Origin of the sequence: Actinacidiphila alni (genome assembly GCF_900112845.1) — a bacterium.
GTDB lineage: Bacteria > Actinomycetota > Actinomycetes > Streptomycetales > Streptomycetaceae > Actinacidiphila > Actinacidiphila alni.
The window spans coordinates 333,010-353,035 of sequence record NZ_FONG01000005.1 but is presented as its reverse complement, the minus strand read 5'-3'; the positions used below and the strand labels follow the sequence as shown (position 1 = coordinate 353,035).

Below are 20,026 nucleotides of genomic sequence, written 5' to 3'. Positions count from 1 at the left end.
GCCCTTTCGTATCCGTGCGGGTACGTACCCGCTAGGTACCCGCTACGTACCCGCGGGTCCGCTCAGGGGGTCTCGGCGAAGATCTCGCGGGCGGCCGTCAGGCCGTTGAGGGCGGCGGGGAAGCCGGCGTAGCCGGCCATCTGGGTGAGGGTTTCGACGACTTCGGTGCGGGTGCCGCCGACGTTGAGGAAGGCGCGGATGTGGACGCGGAGTTGGGGGGCCGCGGTGCCGAGGGCGGTGCACATGGCGATGCTGGCCAGTTCGCGGGTGGGCAGGTCGAGGCCGGTGCGGGTGTAGACGTCGCCGAAGACGTACTCGACCAGGTAGCGGCCGAGGTCGGGGGCGATGTCGTCGAGGGAGGCGACGACGTGGACGCCTTCGGGGCCGTCGACGGCGCGCAGGGCGTCCAGGCCGCGCTGGTAGCGGTCGCCGTCGACCGCTTCCTTGACGACGGGGTCGTCGTCGGCGGGGTGGGCGGCGAAGACCTCGCGGGCGGCGGCGAGGGCGTTGAGGGCGGCGGGGAAGCCCGCGTAGACGCTGGTGTGGATGAAGGTCTCGACGATCTCGCGCCGGGTGCAGCCGACGTTGAGGGCGCCCGCGATGTGGAAGCGCAGTTGGGGCGCGGCGTTGCCGAGGGCGGCCAGCGCGGCGACGGTGGCGATCTGTCGCTGCCGCGGGGTGAGGCCGGGGCGGGACCAGATGTCGCCGTAGCCGAAGGCGACGGTGAAGCGGGCCAGGTCGGGCGCGATGTCGGAGATCGCGTCGAGGATGGCGGAGCTCTCGCCGCCGGTGACCTGGCGGAGGGCGGCGAGGCCGCGGGCGTAGCGCGCCTCCTCCGTCTCGGAGGTGGTGGGCACAGGGTTCGCGGTGCTGTCGGTGCTGGCAGTGCTGTCGGCGTGCGTCATGGACAAGACGCTAGGGGTTGGAGTCGGCTCCAACGCAAGTGCCGTCCCGTTCAGCCGTCCGCGCCGCCCTTGGCCGGCTTTTCCTGACCCTCGGGACCGGCCTCCGCCGCCAGCATCACCTTCCGCAGCAGGTCCGACAGCGTGCGCCGCTCGCGCGGTGTGAGCACGCCCAGCAGCCGGATCTCCTCCCGCCCCTGCACCTCCATCGCGCCGAGCCACGCCTCCCGCCCGGCGGCGGTGAGTTGGACGTCGACCCGGCGCCGGTCGGCGGCCGACGGCGTACGGCGGACGAAGCCGCGCCGCTCCAGGGCGTCCAGCCGGCCGGTGATGGAGGCGGGGGCCATCTTGAGGTCGGCGGCGAGTTCGGAGGGGACGGCGCTGCCGCCGCGCCCGGCGAGCGTGTGCAGCGTGTCGTACTCGTGCTTGTGCAGCCCGTGGTCGACGAGCGAGCGCTGCTTGACGGTACGCAGGTGATAGGTGAGCAGCATGGCCCGGGTGGCGGCGCCCTCGATGTCGGGGTCGAGGTCGGGCAGTACGGGCTGCCAGCGGGCGACATGGCCGTCGGTCCAGTCGTGCGGGGTGGGCATGGTCCCGATCCTATGCCCCGGGCGAAAAATACGACGGTGCCGAAATATTCGTTGACGAAAGATTCGGCGCCGAAATACCGTACGACCCGTGACCACCACACCACCGCCGGGCACGACGCCAGGACCCGCCGCCGGCAAGCGCCGACACCCGCTGCGGCAACGCCCGTTCCGGCTGCTCTTCGTCGGCCGCACCCTGTCCGCGCTGGGCGACGCCGTCGTCCCCGCCGCCCTCGCCATCGCGATCACCGACGCGACCGGCTCGGCGTCCGCGCTCGCCGTCGTACTGGGCTGCGCCATGGTGCCGCGGCTCCTGCTGCTGCCGGTCGGCGGCGTGATCGCCGACCGCTTCGACGCGCGCAAGGTCGCACTCGTCACCGACCTCGTCCGCTGCGTCACCCAGGTCTTCGTCGGCCTCGAACTCATCGGCTCCGACCCGAGCATCCTGCTGCTCGCCCTCGCCGAGACCGTCGGCGGCACCGCCTCCGCCTTCTCCATCCCGACCGCCGCGCCGCTGGTCGCGGGCACCGTCGAGGAGGACGGCCTGCTGAGCGCCAACTCCCTGATGGCGTCCGCCCAGAACGCCACCCGGCTCGGCGGCCCGGCCCTCGCCGGACTGCTGATCTTCACCGCGGGGCCCGGCTGGGCGTTCCTGCTGGACGCCGCGTCCTTCGCCGCGAGCGCCGCGCTGCTCACCGTCGTCCGGGTGCGCCGCACCCCGATCCCGCACCGCTCGATGCGCGCCGACCTCGTCCAGGGCTGGACCGAGGTGCGCGGCCGGGACTGGTACTGGACCAGCCTGATCGCGCACGCCACCTGGAACGGCGCCGCAGCCGTGCTCGCCACCCTCGGCCCGCTGATCGTGCACGACCGCAAGGGCGGCAACGGCATGTGGGTGGTCATGCTGGAGGCCGGTTCCGTCGGTCTGCTGGTCGGCTCGCTGCTCGCCGCCCGCGCCCGGCTGCGCCGCCCGGTCCTCACCGGCAATCTCGCGCTGACCAGTTACGCGCTGCCGCTGGTCCTGCTCGCCGCGGGCGCGCCCGCCTGGACGCTGATCGCCTCCTACGGCCTGGCGCTCGGCGCCCTCGGCTTCTTCAACCCGGTCTGGGAGTCCTACGTCTTCGCCTCCGTCCCGGCCGGCGTGCTGGCCCGCGTCACCTCCTACGACTGGCTGCTGTCGCTGGCCGCCATGCCCGTCGGCTACGCCCTCGCCCCGCTCGCCTCGCACGCCCTCGGCCCGGCCGTACCGCTGTACGTGGCCGCCGCCCTGGTCGCCGCGCTCTGCCTCGGCACCGCTGCCGTACCGGGGGTGCGGCACGCGACGACGGACGGTACGGCGGCGGCAGAGGGTACGACGGCGGCAGAGGCCGTGCCCGAGGACACGACCCCGGCCGCCGTCTGACGCCTCGCGGGGGCGACGCCTCGCGGGGCCCGTCAACGGGCGCGCCCACGACGTCAGGTGGTGGCGGGGAGGGCGGCTCCCGAGGTGCTCGCCGAGGCGATCTCCGGCACCGCCGGCACGGTCGGCAGCGTCACGCACACCGTCAGGCCGCGGCCCGGCGCCGTGTCCAGGGCGACCGTGCCGCGGTGGGCGCGGACGACGGCCTGCACGATGGACATGCCCAGGCCCGCGCCGCCGGTGTCGCGGGAGCGTTCGGGGTCGGCGCGGAAGAAGCGGTCGAAGACCCGGGCGGCGTCCTCCTCGCCGAGCCCGGGGCCCGAGTCGGTGATCCGCAGCAGCAACCGGCCGCCGCGTTCGGCGACTTCGATGCTGACCGGTGAGCGCGGCGGGGTGTGCACCCGGACGTTGCTCAGCAGATTGCCGACGACCTGCCGCAGCGCGGCCTCGTCGCCCAGCGCCTCGGGCAGCGGCCCGCCGTCGGCGGCGCGTTCGGGGATCATCAGCGTCAGCGGGCGTTCCGGCTGCTGTGCGGCGAGGTCGGCGGCGGCGTCCCTGACCAGCCGGGGCAGGTCGACGGCGCAGTGCGGCAGCGGCGGCCGGTCGTCGAGCCGTGCCAGCGCGAGGAGTTCGTCGACCAGGCGGCTCATCCGCAGCGTCTCCGAGGAGACCCGGCTCAGCGCCCGGTCCTTCTCCGCCGGGTCGAGCATGTCCTTCTCGTACAGCTGGAGATAGCCGCGCACCGAGGCCAGCGGGGTGCGCAGTTCGTGCGAGGCGTCGGCGAGGAAGCGGCGCAACTGCGTGGTGGCGCGCTCGGATTCGGTGACGGCGGTCTCGATCTGCTGGAGCATCGCGTTGAGCGCGCTGCTGAGCTGTTCGACCTCGCTTGAGCCGTGCCGCGCGGTGCCGATCCGCCGCCCGAGGTCGCCCTCGGCGATCGCGGACGCGGTCGCCACCATGTCCTCCAGCGGGCTCAGCCGGCGCCGGGCGGCGGTCAGTGAGCCGGTCGCCAGCAGCGCGAGCAGCACCACGCCGACCACGGACTCCACGATCAGCAGATTGCCGATCGCGTGCTTGACGCCGCTGAGCCGGATGCCCTTGACGACGATGGTGCCGTCGGACAGCCGCAGCGCGACCACCCGGTACTCCATGTGCCCGGTCTTCACCGTCTTCGCGCCGCCGCCGCGGGCCAGTCCCGCGGCGTCCGGGATCGCGTCGGCCAGCCGCCGCTGCTCCGCGCTGACCGGCATGGTGCCGTCCTGGCAGACCGCCGCGGGCTCGCCGTGCTTGTCGAGCAGCACGAACAGATCCTGCTGGAAGGCCACCGCGACCGCCGAACTGCCCTGCCCGGTCTGCGCGTTGGGGCCGCTCTGCAGCAGGTCGGCGAGCTGGCACAGCTGCCGCAGGGTGTCCGCGCTGATCACCGTCCGCGCCAGCGACTTCTGCGAGCCCTTGAGCGAGTCGTCGATCTCGCCGACCAGCACCATGTACGTGGCCGCGATGCTCGCGCAGGCGGCGAGCAGCAGGCCGACGGCGAGGAAGGTGACATTGGCGATGGTGAAGCGGCCGCGCAGCGAGTGCGGGCGCGGCCAGAAACCGCACTTGGTGGCCGCCGACTTGAAGGCGGGCGCGGTGCGGGCCGGCGCCCGGAAGGCGCGGGACGCGAAGCCGCGGGCCGCGAACGCCCGTGCCCTGCCGAGGAGTTCACGCCTCACCGCGCGCCCCCGCCCGTGTCCGGCTCCGGCGCGCGCAGCCCGTAGCCGATGCCGCGCCGGGTCTCGATCAGCGGCGGCCCGAGCCGGTCGAGCTTGCGCCGCAGGTACGAGATGTAGGTCTCCACGACGGTGGACGAGACGGCCGTGTCGTACCGCCACACGTGCTGGAGCAGGTGCTCCTTGGTGACGATCCGCCCGGCGTTGCGCAGCAGGTGCCGCAGCAGGTTGTACTCGGTCGGGGTGAGTTCGACCGGCTGCCCGCTGCGGCGCACGCTGTACGTGCTCTCGTCCATCTCCAGGTCGCCGTGGCGCAGGACGCGGGTCGCGGCGCTCTCCCGGCGCCGGGTGCGGCGCAGCACCGCGTGCACCCGGGCCACCACCTCGTCGACCCCGAACGGCTTGGTGATGTAGTCGTCGCCGCCGAGCGCGAGCCCGGCCACCACGTCGCGCGGCGCGTCCCGGGCGGTGACGAAGATGATCGCCAGGTCGTCGGCGTCGTCCGCGCCTTCGGCGGCCCGCTCCTCGCGCAGCGCGCGGCAGACCTCCCAGCCGTTGCCGTCCGGCAGCATCACGTCAAGCAGCACCAGGTCGGGCCGGTGCTCGCGCGCGGCGGCCAGTGCCTCGCGCCCGGTGGCGGCGCTGTGCACCGTGAAGCCGTTGTATTTCAGGGTGATGCGGAGAACGTCCGCGATACCCGGTTCGTCCTCCACGATGAGCACGGTGGCGTCCATGCCCCCAGTATCCGCACTCCCCGTACCGCCGCCCGAGGGCCGGAACCTTGGAGTTCCTTGAGAGAAGCCGGATCGGCTTGGCGGTCGGCCGGAGGGCCACCGAGGCTGAGGACACTCGTTGGTCAAGCCGTCGGCAGGACCTGGCTCGTTGATGGGGGATGTGATCGTGGCGACTGTGGCTCGTTGGTGCTTCCGGCACAAATGGTGGGTGATGTCGGTCTGGCTGGCGGCGCTGCTGATCGTCGGCGCCGCGGGCAACGCGCTCGGCTCCGCGTACTCCAACGCCTTCTCGCTCAAGGGCACCGAGTCCAGCAAGGTCCTCGACCTGATGGACCAAGTAGTGCCGGAGCGGGCCGGCGAGGCGGACACCGTGGTGTGGCACGTCGACTCCGGTACGGTGCGCGACGCTTCGGTGCGGCAGCGGATCGACCCGGCGCTCGCGAAGATCGCGAAGCAGAAGGACGTCGGCCAGGTCGTCAGCCCGTACGACAAGGCCGGCGCCGCGCAGATCAGCAAGGACGGCCGCACGGCGTACGCGACGGTGACGTACACCAAGCTCGGTGGCGACCTGTCCAACGACCAGGCGCAGTTGCTGATCGACACCGCGCACGCGGCCGCCGCCAAGGGCCTGCAGGTCGAGGTCGGCGGCAACAAGCCGGCGCAGGCCGAGCAGCCGCTGCCGGGTCTCGCCGAGGGTGTCGGTATCGCGGCGGCCGGTGTGGTGCTCTTCCTGGCGCTGGGTTCGCTGTTCGGCATGCTGCTGCCGATCGTCACCGCGCTGTTCGGCATCGGCATCTCGTCGTCGGCGATCATCATCCTCAGCCACGGCATGGACGTGGCGGACTTCTCCCCGCAGTTGGCGACGCTGGTCGGCCTCGGTGTCGGCATCGACTACGCGCTGTTCATCGTGACCCGGCACCGCAGAGGCATCCTGCGCGGCAAGAGCCCGGAGGACGCGGCGGTCACCGCGCTCAACACCTCGGGCCGGGCCGTGCTGTTCGCGGGCGGCACGGTCTGCATCGCGCTGCTGGGCATGTTCACGCTGCGGCTGACCTTCCTCAACGGTGTCGCGGTCGCCGCCGCGCTGACCGTCGTCATCACGATCGCCGCGGCGGTCACGCTGCTGCCCGCGCTGCTGGGCCTGCTCGGCATGCGGGTGCTCAGCCGCCGCCAGCGCCGCGCCTTCGCGGCCAACGGGCCGCAGCCGGAGGTCGCCACGGGTGCGGCGGCCCGCTGGTCGTCCTTCCTGGAGCGGCACCCGCGCAGCCTCGCGGTGGTGGCCGTCGCCGTGATGGCCACGCTGGCGATCCCCGCGCTGGGCCTGCGGCTCGGCTCCTCCGACCAGGGCAACAACCCGACGACGACCACCACGCGCAAGGCGTACGACATGCTGGCTGGGGGCACCTCCCGGGACGGAGCCTCCGGGGGAGGATTCGGCCCCGGTTTCAACGGGCCGCTGACCATCCTCGCCGAGGTGCCGACCGCCTCCGACAGGGCCGCGTTCGACCGCCTGGTCACCACGCTGAAGAGCACCGACGGCATCGCGTACGCCGCCGCCCTGCCGATGAAGCCGGGCGACAAGGTGGCCTTCGTCCAGGCGGTGCCGACCACCTCCCCGCAGGACAAGGCGACGTCCGACCTGATCGACCACCTGCGCGACGACGTGGTGCCCGCCGCCGAGAAGGGCAGCACGATGCGGGCGTACGTCGGCGGCCAGACGGCGATCTTCGAGGACTTCGCGACCGTCCTGTTCAACAAGCTGCCGCTGTTCATCGGCGTGATCATCGTGCTGGGCTTCCTGCTCCTGCTGGTCGCCTTCCGCAGCCTGGTGGTGCCGCTGACGGCCGCCGCGATGAATCTGATCGCGGCGGCGGCCTCCTTCGGTCTGCTGGTGGCGTGCTTCCAGTGGGGCTGGGGCGGCGCGCTCGCCGGGCGCGAGGGGCCGATCGACGCCTTCCTGCCGGTCATCATGCTGTCGCTGCTGTTCGGCCTGTCCATGGACTACCAGGTGTTCCTGGTCAGCCGGATGCACGAGGAGTGGGTGCACACCAAGGACAACGCGCGGGCGGTACGGGTCGGCCTCGCCGAGACCAGCCGGGTGATCAACTCGGCGGCCGTCATCATGATCTGCGTCTTCGGTGCCTTCGTGCTCAGCGGCGAGCGGGTGCTCGCGATGTTCGGCATCGGGCTCGCGGGGGCGGTGGCGCTGGACGCGTTCATCCTGCGGACGGTGCTGGTGCCGTCGCTGATGCACATGTTCGGCACCGCCAACTGGTGGCTGCCGGCGTGGCTGGACAAGCGGCTGCCGCACCTGGCGGTGGAGCCGGCCGACGACGAGGCTCCCGCCCCGGGCGGCGGCGCGCCGGCGGGGACGCTGGTCGCGGCCGGCGCCGGGACCGCGATCGTGGCGGGGCCCGCGGTGCGCGGACGGGTGACGGGCGCGGCCGGGCTGCCGGTGCCGCGCTCGGAGCTGACGCTGATCGCCGCGGACGGCCGTCAGGTGGGGCGCGCGGCGGCGGACGACGAGGGCGCCTTCCTGATGGCGACGCCGGGCGCGGGCTCGTACGTCCTGGTCGCCAACGCGGCCGGGCACCACCCGCAGACGGCGAGCGTGCTCACCTCGGACCGGCCGGTGGACTGTGACCTCCGCCTCACCGGTACGGGTTCGCTGGCCGGTACGGTGCGGCGCGCGGACGGGCAGCCGGTGGAGGACGCGCGGGTCGTGCTGCACGACGCGGACGGCCACGAGGTGACCGAGACGCGGACCGGGAAGGACGGGGCGTACGCCTTCGGCAATCTCTATCCCGGCCGCTACACCCTGCTGACCATGGGGTATCCGCCCTTCCCCGCGACGGTCCGGGTCTCGGACGACGGTGAGGACGGGGACGGGGACGTGGATCTCGAACTGAGTTACTCCCAGGACTGAGCGACGCCGCTCCCCCGGCGGGCGCTCTTCTTCAAGGGCCCGGTTCCGACGTGTGTCGGAACCGGGCCCTTCTGTGTGCGCCGCGGGGCGCCGCAGCCGACCTTGAACATGTTCAAAAGCGGGTCTAGAGTCATCACGTCACCAAGTTTGAACACGTTCAGTTTGGGAGGGACCCCGCCATGGACCTGAGCGTCCTCGCGTATGTCGTCTATCTGGTCATCAGCATCGGACTGACCGTCTGGGTGGCCCGCACCCTCAGCAGCAACGGCCGGATCTTTCTGTCCGACGTGCTGCACGGCGACGAGAAGCTGGCCGACGCCGTCAACCACCTGCTGGTGGTCGGCTTCTACCTCGTGAACCTCGGCTTCGTCGCCCTCTACCTGAAGTCCGCCGACCCGGTCGACAACACCCGCGGCCTGTTCGAGGCGCTCTCGGTCAAGCTCGGCGTCGTCCTGCTGGTGCTCGGCGTGATGCACCTGGGCAATGTGTACGTGCTCAACAGGATCCGGCGGCGCGGGCTGCTGGAGCGCGAGCAGTTCCCGCCGGTCGACAGCGACGGCTGGACCGGACCGACCCCCGCAGGCGTGTGACGCCATGACCCGCCTCACGCAGAGCGCGGCGACCGCCCGCGCGGACAAGCGGCTCGCGAGCCCCCCGCGTCCCGTCCGGCTGCCCGTACGGCGGCTGACCGTGCTGTACGACCCCGCCTGCCGGCTGTGCGCCTTCGTCCGGGACTGGCTCGTACGCCAGCGGCAGCTGGTCAGGCTCGACATGGTGCCGGTCGGCTCGCCCGAGGCGATGCGCCGCTTCCCCGAGCTCGACCACGCGGCGACCTCCCGCGAGATCACCGTCGTCGGCGACTCCGGGCAGCTCTACCGGGGCGATTCCGCCTGGGTGGTGTGCCTGTGGGCGCTCGCCGACCACCGCGCCCTCTCGCACACCCTCACCACCCCGGCGGGCCGCAGGCTCGCCCGCGCGTCGGTGCTGACCGCGGCCAAGTACCGGGAGAGCAAGCAGCGGTCGCAGACGCCGGGCTGGTTCCCGGCCGCCGCGGGTGTCCCCGTCGCGCCGCCGCGCGGGACCGCCGCCGCACGCGATGTGCCGGGCTGGACGTACGACAGGGCGACCGGCTGGACGCAGAGCGGGACGGTCGCAGAACCGCCCGGGCCCGGCCGGCCGTACGACGGGAACGGAGGGTGGCAGCGGGCCGCGGAAGGCGAGTGCGCCGACGGCTGCGGGACGGGCGGATAGGCTCACCCGGGTGGAGGACGCGAAGAACCAGTCGGCGGCGCGGGCCACGGGTTCGGCGACGGAGCCGGGCCTCGGCCTCGCCGACGAACTGCCCGGCGGCCGGGCCCGCCCGAAGACCGGCAAGAGCGAGCAGACCCGCGCGGTGATCCTGGAGACCGCGATGCGGCTGTTCCAGGAGCGCGGCTACGACAAGACGACGATGCGCGCCATCGCCCAGGAGGCGGGCGTCTCGGTCGGCAACGCGTACTACTACTTCGAGTCCAAGGAATTCCTGATCCAGGGGTTCTACGACCGGATGACGCACGACCACGCCGAGGACGCCACCGTCCGGATGCGCGGGGTGAAGGACTTCTCCGACCGGCTGGAGATCGCGCTGATCTCCTGGCTGGACACGGCGGCCGAATACCACGAATTCGCCGCCCAGTTCTTCCGTACGGCCGCCGACCCGGACAGCTCGCTGAGCCCGTTCTCGAACGAGTCGCACCCGGCCCGCGCCACCGCCGTCGCCCTCTTCCGCGAGGTCCTCGACGGCTCCGACCTGGCCCCCAAGCTCGACGCGGAACTCGCCGAACTCCTCCCCGACCTGCTCTGGCTGCACCTCATGGTCGTCGTCCTCTACTGGGTCTTCGACCGCACCCCGGACACCGAGCGCACCCGCGAATTCGTCCGCCGCTCCACCCCGGTCGCCGCCCGCGTCCTCGGCCTCTCCCGCTACCGCGTCTTCCGCCCCATCGTCCGCGACGCCAAATCCCTCATCCAGGACTTCATCCTCCCCACCATCGGCCGCACCGCGGTCAAGTAGCCGACGCCCGGGAAGCGCTCAGCGCTGGTGCTCGGGGAGCGCCTGGTCAGGGGCGGGCCGGGCGGGGACGGCGGGGTGGGACTCCTGGCGGAGGGCGCGGAGGCTGCGGGCGCCCAGGGCGGCGATCGCCGTGCCCAGGAGGAAGGAGACGACCGCCAGGGTGAGGTGGATCCAGAAGTAGGCGGTCGGGGAGCCGTGGTCGCCGTGGTGGAAGGCGAGGCCGCTGGTGTCCTTCCAGAGGTTCTTCACGAAGGTGATCCAGACGATCCAGGACCACACACCGAAAGCGACCAGGAACCACGAGACGCGCCGACTGAGCTTCATGCGTCCCAGTATGTGCGGGGCGCCTCAGGGGTTCCGTCGCGGGGGCGTGCCGTTTGTCACGGCGAAGGGGCCGCCCCCGGGGGCGCGAACATTTGGGCGGGCCCTGTACGTTTCTGCGGGTGCCCATGCCTACGACCGCCGCGCGCCACCGCGCGCCGCACCGTTCCGCCCTGGCCGTCTGCGCCGTGTCAGCCGCCGCCGCGCTGCTGTCCGGCACCGCCCTGACGGGGGTCGCGAGCGCCGCGCCCGCCGACACCAAGGGCCCGCGCAGACCGCCCGAGCACCTGTCGACGGTGGGCGGCGACCGGCTGGGCGTGCCGGGCACACAGGTGGACCGCACACCGGGCGTGCCCGCGCTGCCCGCGAAGCTGACGGCGAAGTCCTGGGTGGTCGCGGACGCCGAGACCGGCGCGATCCTCGCCGAGAACAACGCGCACTGGAAGCTCCCCCCGGCCAGCACCCTGAAGATGCTCTTCGCCGACACGGTCCTGCCGAAATTCCCGAAGACGCAGGTCCGCAAGGTGCTGCCGAGCGACCTCCAGGGCATGGGCGAGGGCAGCAGCCTGGTCGGCATCAAGGAGAACCTCACCTACACCGTGCACGACCTGTGGCTCGGCGTCTTCCTGCGGTCGGGCAACGACGCCGTACACGTGCTGTCCGCCATGAACGGCGGCGTCCCCAAGACCGTCGCGGACATGAACGCCCAGGCCAAGGAGTTGCAGGCGGGCGACACCCATGTGGTCACACCCGACGGCTACGACGAGCCCGGCCAGGTCAGCAGCGCGTACGACCTGACGCTCTTCGCCCGCCAGGGCCTGCGCAACGCCGACTTCCGCGAATACTGCTCGACGGTCAGCGCGCAGTTCCCCGGCGAGTGGAAGAGCAGCAAGGACAAGAAGACCGGGAAGACCACCAAGAAGCGCGAGACCTTCGGCATCCAGAACACCAACCGGCTGCTCAGCGGCGACTACGACCTCAACCGCTACCCCGGCATAGCCGGCGTCAAGAACGGCAACACCACCAACGCGGGCGCCACCTTCACCGGTGTCGCCCAGCGCGGCGGCCGTACCCTGCTGGTCACCGTCATGACCCCGGCCATGAACGAGCACGACCTCGTCTACCGCGAGGCCGCCAAGCTGCTGGACTGGGGCTTCAAGGCCGCGCCCACCGCCAAGCCGGTCGGCACCCTGGTGCCGCCGCTGAGCGAACTGCCGCCGCCCAGCGCGAGCCCGAAGCCGAAGAGCACGGCGCCCGGCGGCCCGGCCGCCGCGTCGGCCGCGGCCACCACCGGCTCGTCCACCGACGGACTGTGGACGGCGCTGGGCGTGGCGGGCGGCACCGCCGTGGTCCTGGCGGCGGCCGTCATCGTGATACGGCGGCGCCGCCCGTTGCCGTCCCCGGGTGGGAGCCCCGTCCCCGGCCTGTCGCAGGGCCGGAGCCGCCGTCAGCGGTCCCGGCGCCGCCGTCTTCCGAAGGACTGACCTCGTCGTCCTCCGAAGGGCCGGCCTTCCCGGCGGCCGTCTCCTCCTCCGGCGGCGCGTGGACCGGCGTCGCCGTCCAGGCCGCGCAGTACAGCAGCAGCTTCGCCATGAAGTTGAACCAGATCAGCAGGGCGACCGGCGTACCGAAGGCGCCGTACACGTTCTTGCCCGCCACACCCTGGAGATAGCCGCTGAGCAGCAGCTTCAGCAGCTCGAAGCCGACCGCGCCGATCAGCGCCGCCACGATCACCGAGCGGCGCGGCGGCTCCACGCCCGGCAGCAGCGTCAGCACATAGGTCAGGATCAGGAAGTCGGCGAGCACCGCGATGCAGAAGCCGACGGCGGTCAGCAGGACGCGGCCGGGGCCGTGGTCGGCGAGCCCTGCCTTGTCCGCCGTCCAGTCCACCGCGGCGGTCGCGAAGCCGGAGGCGGCCAGCGAGACGAGGACGGCGCCGCCGAGGCCGAGCAGGATGCCGCCGTCGATCAGTTTGGCCATGACGGGGTTGCGCTCTTCGTCGTCCTTGTCCCACACCGCCCGCATGCAGTCGCGGACCGAGGCGACCCAGCCGATGCCGGTGAACAGCAGGGTGACACCGGCGATGACACCGATGGTGCCCGCGTTGGCGACCAGGCCGTTGATGTCGATCTGGTCGGCGATGCCGGGGATCTGTTCGGCGATCTTGTCCTGGAGCTTGTCGAGCTGGTGCTGCGACAGCAGCGCGGCGCCGATCGCGGCGATCAGCGCGAGCAGCGGGAACAGCGACAGGAAGCTGGTGAAGGTCACCGCGGCGGCCAGCCGCGTCCAGTGCACGGTCTGGAGGTGCGCGAAGGCGCGCCACGCGTGCGTACGCATCGCCGCGGCGATGCGCGGTCCGATCCACGGCAGCTTCGTCAGCCAGTCCATAACGCCCGATTACCCCTCTCCGGCCTGCGCAGTCGCGCGGAACACGAAATTCCGCGTGCCCCAGAACCGCAGGGCCGTGGCCAGCGCCATGCCGACCCCGGCACCCGACACGACGTCCGCCCGCGCCCCGGTGAAGCCGAGCACGTAGTGCGATACCCCCAGACACGCCAACTGCACCAGCGCGCCCGCCACGTTCACGGCGAAGAACACCCCGTACTGCCGTGCCCTTCCGACCCCCGCGGCACGTCCGCGGTAGGTCCCGAGCGCGTTCCCCAGGTAGGCCACCGTGCAGCCGGCCAGGAAGGACAGCGCCTTCGCGCCGAGCGGCCCGAAGCCGCCCGGACCCCGCAGCCAGATGAAAAGGCCCAGGTCGGCGGCGTACGCGGCGCCGCCGGCGACGGCGAAGCCGAGGATCTCGTGCAGCAGCCGCCGGTCCCGCGCGGCGCGCGTCCTCATCGGTTGACCACCGCGAGGACGTACAGCACCGCCCAGGCCAGGGCGATGGTGAGCAGGGCGCGGTCGCGGAGGATGACGTCCTCGGGGGCGCCCGCGGAGCCGGCGTCGGCGAAGACGGCGTAGCGCAGCACGGAGAGGATGAAGGGGACCATGGACAGCTGGCGCCAGGGCAGCCAGCCGTGCGGGGAGGCACCGGTCTCCATGGACCACAGGCAGTACGCCAGGACGGCGCCGCCGGCCGCGAGCTGCCAGACGAAACGCAGATAGCCGGTGGTGTACTCGCCGAGCAGGGCGCGGGAGGCGGCCAGGCCGACGGGGGCCTCCGGCTGCGATCCGGCGCCGGTTCCTTCCGGCTGCGGCGCGCCGCTGGGTCCGTCCGGCTGCGGCCCCACGGTGGGGGCGGTCCGCTCGGCGAGCCGGGACATCAGGACAAGTTCGGAGTAGCGCTTGGCGGCGACCATGAACAGCGCCCCGAAGCCCGAGGTGATCAGGAACCAGCGCGACAGGTCGATGCCGAGGGCGAGCCCGCCGGCCATGGCGCGCATGAGGAAGCCGGTGGTGACGATGACGAGGTCGACCACGAGAACGTGCTTGAGCCGGACGCAGTAGGCGAGCTGCATGATCACATAGCCCGCGAGCAGCGCCGCGGTGTCGGTGTCGCACAGCACCCCGGCGGCGGCTGGCGCCAGGACGGCGAGCGCGCCGCCCGCGGCGTACGCGACCGGCACCGGCACCTGCCCGCTGGCCACCGGGCGGCCGCACTTGACGGGGTGGGCGCGGTCGGCCTCGGCGTCCCGGGCGTCGTTGATCAGGTAGACCGCGGCCGAGCAGCCGGTGAACAGCACGAAGACGAGGCCGAGCTGGACCACGGCGTGGGCGGACAGCAGGTGCCCGGCGGCCAGCGGCGCGGCCAGCACCAGGACGTTCTTGACCCACTGCCGTGGCCTGGCGGTCCGCACCAGTCCGGCGGCCAGCCCCCGTACGGAGTGCGTGCCGGGATACGTGCCGGCCGGGGACACCGCGGCCGGTACGTCGTCGATGAGGGCGGCGCTGCGTTCCGTCATGCCGGCCGCCCCCCGCGCATCGCCCAGCTCCGGCCGAGCCGGGCCGTCGCGGCGCCCAGCAGCGCGCCGCAGGCCACGTCGCTCGGGTAGTGGACGCCGACGACCAGCCGCGACACGCACATGGCGGCGGCCAGCGGCGGCAGCGGCGCGCGCGGCAGCAGGGTGCCGAAGGCGACGACGGCCGCCGCGGCGGAGGTGGCGTGCGAGCTGGGGAAGCTGTGCCGTCCGGCGGTCCGCACCAGCGGTTCTGCGCCCGGCAGCACCGGCCGGGGGCGGCGGACGACCCTTTTGACGCCCATGCTCACCGCGTGCGCCGTCCCGACCAGGGCGGTGGCGCGCAGCCAGGCGCCGCGCCGCGCGGGGTCGGCGCAGGCACCGGCCGCACCGGCGGCCAGCCACACCGCGCCGTGCTCCCCCGCCCAGGACAGCGCCCGGGCGGCGCCCGCGACATACGGATCGGTGCCGCACCGGCGCAGCACGGCGAGCAGATGGTGGTCCGCGCGTTCCGCGGCGGAGTCGGGATAACGCACCGGTGGGTTCTCCCTCGCAGCGACAGCTCGTGACCCGGGTGCGAGGACGTACGACGTGTCGGGCAATTTGTCGGTTCATCACACTCAGGCCCCGGATGCTTACCGTGCGCCACGGCTCCTCACGCACCACCACTCACCCTTTTCAGTGAGAAAAGCCGCATAACACCCATGACGGGTCATAAGGACTCACCCGGGCGATACGGTCACGGGCATGTCCGTACCCTCCGCGACGACCGGCCCCGGCACCGGCGGGACCGGCACGGTCCGCAGCCGCGTCGCCCCCGTCACCGGCTGGGGCCGCACCGCCCCGACCACCGCCCGGGTGCTCCGCCCGGCCTCGTACGACGAGGTGGTGACGGCGGTCAGGGACTGCGACGGCCGCGGCGCCATCGCGCGCGGCCTGGGCCGGGCCTACGGGGACGCCGCGCAGAACGCCGGCGGCGCCGTCCTGGACATGACCGGCCTGGACCGCGTCCACGAGATCGACGCGGTCAACGGCCTGGTGGTGTGCGACGCGGGCGTCTCCCTGCACCGCCTGATGGAGGTGCTGCTGCCGCTCGGCTGGTTCGTACCCGTCACCCCCGGCACCCGCTACGTGACGGTCGGCGGCGCGATCGGCGCCGACATCCACGGCAAGAACCACCACGGCTCCGGCTCCTTCACCCGGCACGTGCGCGCGCTCGAACTGCTCACCGGCGACGGCGAGACCCGGCTGGTCACCCCCGAGGACGAGCCCGACCTGTTCTGGGCGACGGCCGGCGGTATGGGCCTGACCGGCATCGTGCTGGCCGCCACCATCCAGCTGCTGCCGGTCGAGACCTCGCTGATGACGGTGGACACCGAACGCGCCGCCGACCTCGACGACCTGATGGCCCGGCTGACCGCGGGCGACGACCGCTACCGCTATTCGGTGGCCTGGATCGACCTGCTCGCGCGCGGTACGAAGACCGGCCGCGCCGTCCTGACCCGCGGCGACCACGCCCCGCTGGACGCGCTGCCCGCCAGGGCCCGCACCGCCCCGCTCGCCTTCCGCCCCGGCCGGCTGCCCGCCGCCCCGCGCTTCGTCCCCGAGGGGCTGCTCGGCCGCACCACCGTGGGCCTGTTCAACGAATTCTGGTACCGCAAGGCGCCGCGCGAACGGCGCGGCGAACTCCAGCGGATCGCCACCTTCTTCCACCCGCTGGACGGCCTCCCGCACTGGAACCGGATCTACGGGCGCAGCGGCTTCGTCCAGTACCAGTTCGTCGTCGGCCACGGCCAGGAGGAGACGCTGCGGCGGATCGTGCGGCGGCTGAGCACCCGCGGCTGCCCGTCCTTCCTCGCCGTGCTCAAGAGGTTCGGCGAGGGCGACCCCGGCTGGCTGTCCTTCCCCATGGCCGGCTGGACCCTCGCCCTGGACATCCCGGCCGCGATGCCGGGGCTCGGCGCCTTCCTCGACGAGCTGGACGAGGAGGTGGCCGGCGCGGGCGGCCGGGTCTACCTCGCCAAGGACTCCCGGCTGCGGCCCGAACTGCTCGCCCGGATGTACCCGCGCCTCGACGACTTCCGCACGCTGCGCGCCCTGTACGACCCGCGCGGCGCGATCACCTCCGACCTCGCCCGCCGCCTGGCGGTCTGACCCTCCAGGAGCCTTCCGTGAAAGACGCCTTCGGCGCTCCCCAGTCCCTGCTGATCCTCGGCGGCACCTCGGAGATCGGGCTCGCCACCGCCCGCCGGCTGATCGCCCGCCGCACCCGTACCGTCTTCCTCGCCGGCCGGCCCTCCGAGGCCCTCGACACCGCGGCGGAGGGGCTGCGCGCGCTCGGCGCCGATGTGCACACCGTGCCCTTCGACGCACTCGACCCCGCGTCGCACGAGGTGACCCTCGGCAAGGTCTTCGCCGAGGGCGACGTCGACATGGTGCTGCTCGCCTTCGGGGTCCTGGGCGACCAGGCCCGCGACGAGCAGGAGCCGCTCTCCGCCGTGCACGTCGCCCAGGTCAACTACACCGGGGCGGTCTCGGCCTCCCTGGTGTGCGCCACCGCCCTGCAGAACCAGGGGCACGGTTCCTTCGTCGTGCTGTCCTCCGTCGCCGGGGAGCGCGCCCGGCGCGTCAACTTCATCTACGGCAGCAGCAAGGCCGGGCTCGACGCCTTCGCCCAGGGCCTCGGCGACGCTCTCCACGGTGCCGGGGTCCATGTCATGGTCGTACGGCCCGGATTCGTCCGGACCCGCATGACCGCCGGTCTTCCCGAGGCGCCCCTCGCCACGACCCCGGAGGCGGTGGCCGCCGCCATCGAGTCCGGGCTCCGGCGGCGCGCCGAGACCGTCTGGGTCCCGGGGACCCTCCGCGTCGTCATGTCCGCCCTACGGCATGCGCCGCGCCCCCTCTTCCGCCGCCTCCCCGTCTGACCCGCACCTCCGCGGAGGTGGGCGCGTGATCCCCTGTCGGGGGTGCGTGAGGTCTCCTGCGGAGTGCGGTGAGTCAGGTCTTTTAGGGGCGCGGGGAACTGCGCGGCCCGCCCCCACCGGCCCGGTGGTCGCAAAAACAACAGCGTCTGCCCCGCTGGGGGCGGTTTTTCGTCTGAAGGCGCGCGCTGGCTGGGCGCGCAGTTCCCCGCGCCCCTGATGGACCTGGTCCTCCGCAGAGTGCGGGCACAGGGACCGCGCCCCTAAAAGACCTGACTCACCGCCCTCCGCAGGAGGGGAGCGGGAGTTGGGACGAGGGTCACCTGGTGGTGGCGGAACCGTCACGGACGTGACCTAGCGTGGGCCGCGCGACGGACAAGGGAGGCCGGATGATGGTGCGGCGCACCGAGGGAAAGGCCCGGGCCCTCCCGATCGTCGCCTTCCTCCTCGTAGTGGCCTCGGTGTTCGCGACAGCGGCCCTCTCGGGCCGGAGCGGAGACCAGGACGCGCGCCCCGCCCACCGCAAGGTGCGGGCGGCGCGCCCGCAGACCCGCGTCGGCGCATGGTCGGCGGCCCTCGCCGGAGGCGGCACCGCCGTGGTGGACCGGACCATCCGGATGGTGGTCCACCCGACGATCGGCGGCGCCGCCATCCGGGTGCGCCTGTCGAACCGCTACGGCGCGAAGCCGGTGAAGATCGGCGCCGTGGACGTCGCCCTCCAGAAGAGCGGCGGGGACGCCGTCCCGGGCACGCACCACGCGGCCACCTTCGGCGGCACAGCGGTGCGCGGCACCACGCTCCCCGCGGGCGCGGACATCGCGACCGACCCGCTGCCGATGTCGGTGACCGCGGATCAGAATCTGCTGGTCAGCGTGTACTTCCCGGGGAACACCGGCCCGACGCCCCGGCACTGGCTGGCCTCGGAGATCACGTACTGCTCGACACCGGGCAACCACAGCGCCGACGACACGGCGGCGGCGTATCCGGTGACGGACGGGGTCTGGTACTACCTGGACGGCCTGGACGTGGCGGCGGCCGGCGCCCGCGGCACCCTGGTCGCCCTCGGCGACTCGATCACGGACGGCGCGCGGTCGACGGTCTCGGGCAACACGCGGTGGCCGGATCTGCTGGCGGCCCGACTGCGGGAGCGGCCGGGCGGTTCGCCGTACGGCGTGGTGAACGCCGGCCTGAGCGGCAACCGGCTGCTGACCGACAACGGGACGCGGTACGGGGTGAGCGGCCTGCACCGGTTCGGCCACGACGTACTGGGGCAGCCGGGCGTGTCGGCGGTCATCGTCCTGGAGGGCATCAACGACATCAGCGTGAACCGCGGCCCGCGCGGCCCGCGCGGCCCGCTCGCGGCACGCGACCTGATCAACGGCTACCGCACCCTGATCGGCCGGGCGCACGCGGCGGGCGTACGGATCTACGGGGCGACGCTGCTGCCGTACGGGGGCTCGCTGCCGTACACGGCGGCGGGCGAGGCGATCAGGACGTACGTCAACCACTGGATGCGCACCAGCGGCGCCTTCGACGGTGTCTTCGACCTGGACGCGGCCACCCGCGACCCGGCGGACCCGCACCGGCTGGCGCCCGCGTACGACAGCGGCGACCACCTGCACCCCAAGGACGCGGGCTACCGGGCGATGGCCGCCGCGATCGACCTGGACACGCTCACTTCGGGCTCGTCGGCACCCGGGCGGCTGCCGCCGCCGGGGACTCCCCGGGCGGGCTGAGTTCGCCGAAGCGGGCCAGCGCGAGGGCGCCGGCGACGGCGAGCGCGAAACCCGCGACGGCGACCGGGGCCCAGCCGGAGCGGGTGCGGTCGCCGAGGGCGAGGACGCCGACGAGCGCGGGCCCGACCGTCTCGCCGATCACCATGCCCGCGGTGGCGGCGGTCACCGAGCCGCGCTGGAGGGCCGAGGTGAGCAGCAGGAAGGCGGCGGCGCCGCCGATGAGCAGGCCGTAGACGGCCGGATCGGCGAGCAGCGCGCCCGGCGTCATGCCGTCGATCGCCCGGACGGCGACCTCGACGACACCGAAGCCGAGGCCCGCGCCCAGGCCCAGGCCGGCCGCGCGGGAGCGTTCGGGGAGGCGGCCCGCCGCCGTGCCCGCGGCCAGTACGGCGAGGGCGGCGGCCAGCGTGCCCCAGCGCAGCGCGTCGCCACCGTGGTCGTCGCCCGCACCCTCGCTGCCCGAGGACAGGCCGAGCAGGGCGAGGCCGCCGCACACCGCGGCGACGGCCCACCATTCGCGCGCCGAGAGCCGGGTGCCGAGCAGCCGGGCGGCCGTCACCGCGGTCACCGCGAGGCTGGCGGCGAGGGCGGCGCCGACCGCGTAGATGGGCAGCGACCGCAGCGCGACCAGCTCCAGCGCGAAGCCGACGCCGTCCAGGCCGAGGCCCGCCACGTACCGCCACTCGCGCAGCGCCCGTACGAGCAGCCGCGCGTCGACGCCGGAACCGCCGGCCCCTTCGGCAGGATCGGCGGCCGCCCGCGCGGCCACCGCCTGGAGCACCGAGGCCACCCCGAAGGCGACCGCCGCACCGAGCGCACACACCATCCCC

19 protein-coding genes are annotated in these 20,026 nt (G+C 73.3%); 9 read left to right on the top strand and 10 right to left on the bottom strand.

The annotated features are described in order from the left end of the window. Positions 1 to 62 precede the first annotated feature (62 nt). Together BM076_RS11445 and BM076_RS11440 are read right to left on the bottom strand one after the other, a co-directional pair. The gene (locus BM076_RS11445; protein ID WP_093713329.1) at positions 63 to 905 is read right to left on the bottom strand and encodes a carboxymuconolactone decarboxylase family protein; all 843 of its coding nucleotides are present in this window, start codon (positions 903 to 905) and stop codon (positions 63 to 65) included. A gap of 50 nt (positions 906 to 955) precedes the next feature. After that, positions 956 to 1,492 (bottom strand): MarR family winged helix-turn-helix transcriptional regulator, encoded by a 537-nt coding sequence (locus BM076_RS11440; protein WP_093713328.1) that lies wholly within the window; start codon positions 1,490 to 1,492, stop codon positions 956 to 958. Positions 1,493 to 1,580: 88 nt separating this feature from the next. On the opposite strand from BM076_RS11440, the gene BM076_RS11435 reads away from it, so the two are divergent. Continuing rightward, positions 1,581 to 2,891, top strand: a complete 1,311-nt coding sequence (locus tag BM076_RS11435) for an MFS transporter (RefSeq protein WP_093713327.1) — start codon at positions 1,581 to 1,583, stop codon at positions 2,889 to 2,891. 53 nt (positions 2,892 to 2,944) lie between these two features. Here the strand turns inward: BM076_RS11435 and BM076_RS11430 are convergent, their stop codons facing one another. Beyond that, the gene (locus BM076_RS11430) at positions 2,945 to 4,603 is read right to left on the bottom strand and encodes a sensor histidine kinase (RefSeq protein WP_245795966.1); all 1,659 of its coding nucleotides are present in this window, start codon (positions 4,601 to 4,603) and stop codon (positions 2,945 to 2,947) included. Continuing rightward, entirely contained in the window at positions 4,600 to 5,334 is a 735-nt protein-coding gene (locus BM076_RS11425; protein WP_093713326.1) for a response regulator transcription factor, read from the bottom strand. Before BM076_RS11425 ends, BM076_RS11430 begins: the two co-directional genes overlap by 4 nt. A gap of 151 nt (positions 5,335 to 5,485) precedes the next feature. On the opposite strand from BM076_RS11425, the gene BM076_RS11420 reads away from it, so the two are divergent. The 4 genes from BM076_RS11420 to BM076_RS11405 all read left to right on the top strand — a co-directional run bounded on the left by BM076_RS11420 (position 5,486) and on the right by BM076_RS11405 (position 10,313). Beyond that, entirely contained in the window at positions 5,486 to 8,260 is a 2,775-nt protein-coding gene (locus tag BM076_RS11420; protein WP_093713325.1) for an MMPL family transporter, read from the top strand. Positions 8,261 to 8,439: 179 nt separating this feature from the next. Further along, positions 8,440 to 8,850 carry a hypothetical protein gene (locus BM076_RS11415; RefSeq protein WP_093713324.1) on the top strand — a complete coding sequence of 137 codons (411 nt, stop codon included), beginning with the start codon at positions 8,440 to 8,442 and terminating at the stop codon, positions 8,848 to 8,850. Positions 8,851 to 8,854: 4 nt separating this feature from the next. Then, positions 8,855 to 9,511: a thiol-disulfide oxidoreductase DCC family protein gene (locus tag BM076_RS11410; protein WP_093713323.1), complete on the top strand. Its 657-nt coding sequence runs from the start codon at positions 8,855 to 8,857 to the stop codon at positions 9,509 to 9,511. Positions 9,512 to 9,521: 10 nt separating this feature from the next. Continuing rightward, positions 9,522 to 10,313, top strand: coding sequence for a TetR/AcrR family transcriptional regulator (locus tag BM076_RS11405; RefSeq protein WP_177246408.1), 792 nt, complete (start codon positions 9,522 to 9,524; stop codon positions 10,311 to 10,313). A gap of 18 nt (positions 10,314 to 10,331) precedes the next feature. Here the strand turns inward: BM076_RS11405 and BM076_RS11400 are convergent, their stop codons facing one another. Continuing rightward, positions 10,332 to 10,637 (bottom strand): SCO4848 family membrane protein, encoded by a 306-nt coding sequence (locus BM076_RS11400; RefSeq protein ID WP_093713321.1) that lies wholly within the window; start codon positions 10,635 to 10,637, stop codon positions 10,332 to 10,334. Between the two features lie 125 nt (positions 10,638 to 10,762). On the opposite strand from BM076_RS11400, the gene BM076_RS11395 reads away from it, so the two are divergent. Continuing rightward, entirely contained in the window at positions 10,763 to 12,118 is a 1,356-nt protein-coding gene (locus tag BM076_RS11395; RefSeq protein WP_093713320.1) for a D-alanyl-D-alanine carboxypeptidase family protein, read from the top strand. Here the strand turns inward: BM076_RS11395 and BM076_RS11390 are convergent. The 4 genes from BM076_RS11390 to BM076_RS11375 are packed head-to-tail and all read right to left on the bottom strand — an operon-like array spanning position 12,000 to position 15,072. Then, entirely contained in the window at positions 12,000 to 13,022 is a 1,023-nt protein-coding gene (locus tag BM076_RS11390; RefSeq protein WP_143120552.1) for a YihY/virulence factor BrkB family protein, read from the bottom strand. The two genes, BM076_RS11395 and BM076_RS11390, sit on opposite strands and share 119 nt — an antisense overlap. Before the next feature lie 9 nt (positions 13,023 to 13,031). Beyond that, positions 13,032 to 13,478, bottom strand: coding sequence for a GtrA family protein (locus BM076_RS11385; protein ID WP_093713319.1), 447 nt, complete (start codon positions 13,476 to 13,478; stop codon positions 13,032 to 13,034). Further along, positions 13,475 to 14,542, bottom strand: coding sequence for a decaprenyl-phosphate phosphoribosyltransferase (locus tag BM076_RS11380; RefSeq protein WP_093713318.1), 1,068 nt, complete (start codon positions 14,540 to 14,542; stop codon positions 13,475 to 13,477). Before BM076_RS11380 ends, BM076_RS11385 begins: the two co-directional genes overlap by 4 nt. Next, positions 14,539 to 15,072, bottom strand: coding sequence for a phosphatase PAP2 family protein (locus BM076_RS11375; protein ID WP_093713317.1), 534 nt, complete (start codon positions 15,070 to 15,072; stop codon positions 14,539 to 14,541). The genes BM076_RS11380 and BM076_RS11375 overlap by 4 nt, the downstream gene beginning before the upstream one ends. A 211-nt stretch (positions 15,073 to 15,283) precedes the next feature. Here BM076_RS11375 and BM076_RS11370 point away from each other — a divergent pair, with 211 nt between their 5' ends. The 3 genes from BM076_RS11370 (at position 15,284) to BM076_RS11360 (ending at position 19,196) form a co-directional block, all read left to right on the top strand. Beyond that, positions 15,284 to 16,690, top strand: a complete 1,407-nt coding sequence (locus BM076_RS11370) for an FAD-binding oxidoreductase (RefSeq protein WP_093713316.1) — start codon at positions 15,284 to 15,286, stop codon at positions 16,688 to 16,690. Between the two features lie 17 nt (positions 16,691 to 16,707). Then, the gene (locus tag BM076_RS11365; protein WP_093713315.1) at positions 16,708 to 17,463 is read left to right on the top strand and encodes a decaprenylphospho-beta-D-erythro-pentofuranosid-2-ulose 2-reductase; all 756 of its coding nucleotides are present in this window, start codon (positions 16,708 to 16,710) and stop codon (positions 17,461 to 17,463) included. Between the two features lie 386 nt (positions 17,464 to 17,849). Further along, positions 17,850 to 19,196, top strand: coding sequence for an SGNH/GDSL hydrolase family protein (locus tag BM076_RS11360; RefSeq protein ID WP_143120551.1), 1,347 nt, complete (start codon positions 17,850 to 17,852; stop codon positions 19,194 to 19,196). On the opposite strand, the gene BM076_RS11355 is transcribed toward BM076_RS11360, so the two are convergent. Beyond that, on the bottom strand, positions 19,135 to 20,022 hold the full coding sequence (locus BM076_RS11355) for a DMT family protein (protein WP_093713403.1): 888 nt from the start codon (positions 20,020 to 20,022) through the stop codon (positions 19,135 to 19,137). The two genes, BM076_RS11360 and BM076_RS11355, sit on opposite strands and share 62 nt — an antisense overlap. Between the last annotated feature and the right edge of the window lie 4 nt (positions 20,023 to 20,026).